Raw genomic sequence first — 2,198 nt, forward strand, 5'->3', positions numbered from 1 at the left:
CCAAAAAGGAAAAATACAACATGGAACCCTTTGTGCGCTGGCACTGAGCAGGGCAAAGGGACAGTCGTAGAGCGGGGCCGCAACGGATTGTTGCGGCCCCTTTTTTAGGGCATCGGTTCGTTGGCCAAAAGAAACAACTTGGCAAATATGAAAACCCGATACAACGAGAGACTAAAGGCCTACAATAGCAAGATTCCTGACCCAAGATGAGTCTAAACTTATTTAATCATGATTAGGCTAAACCATACCTGCAAGCCATAGAACTAGATTAATAGTACAGCCTGGCATCAGGTTACCTGTTAGGTGCCATGACATCGTGGACTAAAAAATGTGCCACAACATCGTGGACAAACGTTCTCTGACAATCGAATAGCCACCTCTGTCATCCTGCTGAGCACCTATTTTATCTTTTGGAGGTGTTCATGAAGGATGACATTCAGCAGGAACGGATCTTGGCGGTACGGCGGCTCCGCGATGGCGAGAAGCCGGAATCGATCTGCGCTTCCCTCGGGCGTTCGAAGTCATGGCTGTACAAATGGAATGAACGCTTTGCCGACGATGATGGTTCATGGAGCGAAAGCCTTTCCCGGCAACCACTTACGGTTGCTTCTCGGACGTCGAAGGAGGTTGAGGAAATCGTGAAAATGACACGTCTCAACCTTTACAACAAGGACCAGTTCTGTGGCGCCCAAGCCATTCTATGGGAGCTTGAAGACCTTGGTGTCCGGCCGCTGCCTTCAGAGAGAACCATCAACCGCATTCTCAGTCGCAACGGACTGACCCATCGCAGAACCGGCAAGTATGAGCCGAAAGGAACGCCTTATCCCACACTGCCGTCAGCGTTGCCCAACCAAACGCATCAGGCTGACCTGGTCGGCCCCTGTTATTTGAAAGGACCTCTACGATTCTACGGGCTCAACGCCATCGATCTGGCTACCACTCGCTGTGGTCTGCATCCCTCAGAGACCAAAAGTGGGCAGGATATCCTTGGCGGTTTCTGGGAGATCTGGAAGCGCCTGGGAATCCCTGAGCGGATCCAAATCGACAATGCCATGTACTTCTTTGGCAGCTTAAGATATCCGCGTGGTATGGGTCCGCTTATCAAGCTCTGTTTACACATGGGGGTCGAACCCTGGTTCATTCCCTTATCCGAACCTTGGCGCAACGGCGTGGTTGAGAAGTTCAATCATCACTACCAGCAGAAATTCCTTGCCAAGGTCGGTATGACGACAGTGGAAGACCTCAAGAGGGAGACCCTGGCTTTTGAGCAGCGGCACAACAGCCGATATCGCTACCGCAAGCTAAAAGGGAATACTCCCCTGAGGGCACTTGCCGCGGCGAAGACCAAGTTGCGGTTCCCTCAAAAGGAGGAAATTCCACGCCATTTCCAGAAGAAGCCCGAGGCCGGACGTTACCATCTGGTGCGCCTTATCCGCAGTGACCTGCGCCTCAAAATCTGCGGGGAGGTCTTCCCCTTGGCGCCAAATCTGGCTTACGAATATGTGGTGGCTACCATCGATGTCAAAGAGCAGAAACTGAAAATCTTCCTGGAAAAAACCCAGGTCGATGAGTTCGATTACCGACTACGTTAATCCATTGGGTGTCCACGATGTTGTGGCACGAAAATCCGTCCACGATGTCGTGGCACTCAACAGTTACCAAAAGCACAAATTATCAAAGACACCAAGCGCAGTCGATATGAAGGGAGTTGGTTGTTCGGCTTGGAGGTCAAACCCTAAGAGGACGGCAAGCGATGCGCACATCCAAGGACACACTGCACCTGCGGCTTTTTTCCCTCTCGCGTACCTGGCACATCTGGCTTGGATTGGCGGCGGTACCGCTGACGATTGTGCTGAGCCTGACCGGCATCTGGCTCAACCACCGGGATCTGTTCTCACCGGGGGCGGCCAAACCCCCGTTGCAAGGCCTGCTGGCTACGGACACCGCGGTCACACAACTGCCCGTCACCCTGGAGCAGGCCCTGGTCATGGCCCGGCGCGAATGGGGCATTGTCACTATCGAGAAAATCGAGCTAATGGAAAGCCAGGGCCGGCTGGTCTACAAGATCTCACCCGGTTCAGGCCGAGAGCTATTTGTCGACGCCCACAGCGGCAGTAGCAAAAAAGTGGATGGCTATCGAATTCGGGAAGGTGCCGACGACCAAAAACCGAAACCACAGAGCATCAACTGGAACCGGT

At 53.2% G+C, this 2,198-nt stretch carries 2 protein-coding genes; both read left to right on the forward strand.

Translation table 11 applies throughout. From position 1 onward, the window contains the following. Positions 1–422 precede the first annotated feature (422 nt). Entirely contained in the window at positions 423–1,592 is a 1,170-nt protein-coding gene (locus JQN68_RS13215) for a helix-turn-helix domain-containing protein (protein WP_225073892.1), read from the forward strand. Between the two features lie 161 nt (positions 1,593–1,753). Beyond that, positions 1,754–2,198 (forward strand): hypothetical protein (locus tag JQN68_RS13220; protein WP_249621239.1); only part of this gene is annotated, 445 nt, incomplete at its 3' end.

It is taken from the genome of Desulfuromonas sp. CSMB_57 (assembly GCF_020194955.2).
Taxonomy (GTDB): domain Bacteria; phylum Desulfobacterota; class Desulfuromonadia; order Desulfuromonadales; family Syntrophotaleaceae; genus JAFCIY02.

Coding starts and splice junctions, on each gene's coding strand:
- JQN68_RS13215 (WP_225073892.1), top strand. CDS start 423: ATGAAGGATGACATTCAGCAGGAACGGATCTTGGCGGTACGGCGGCTC.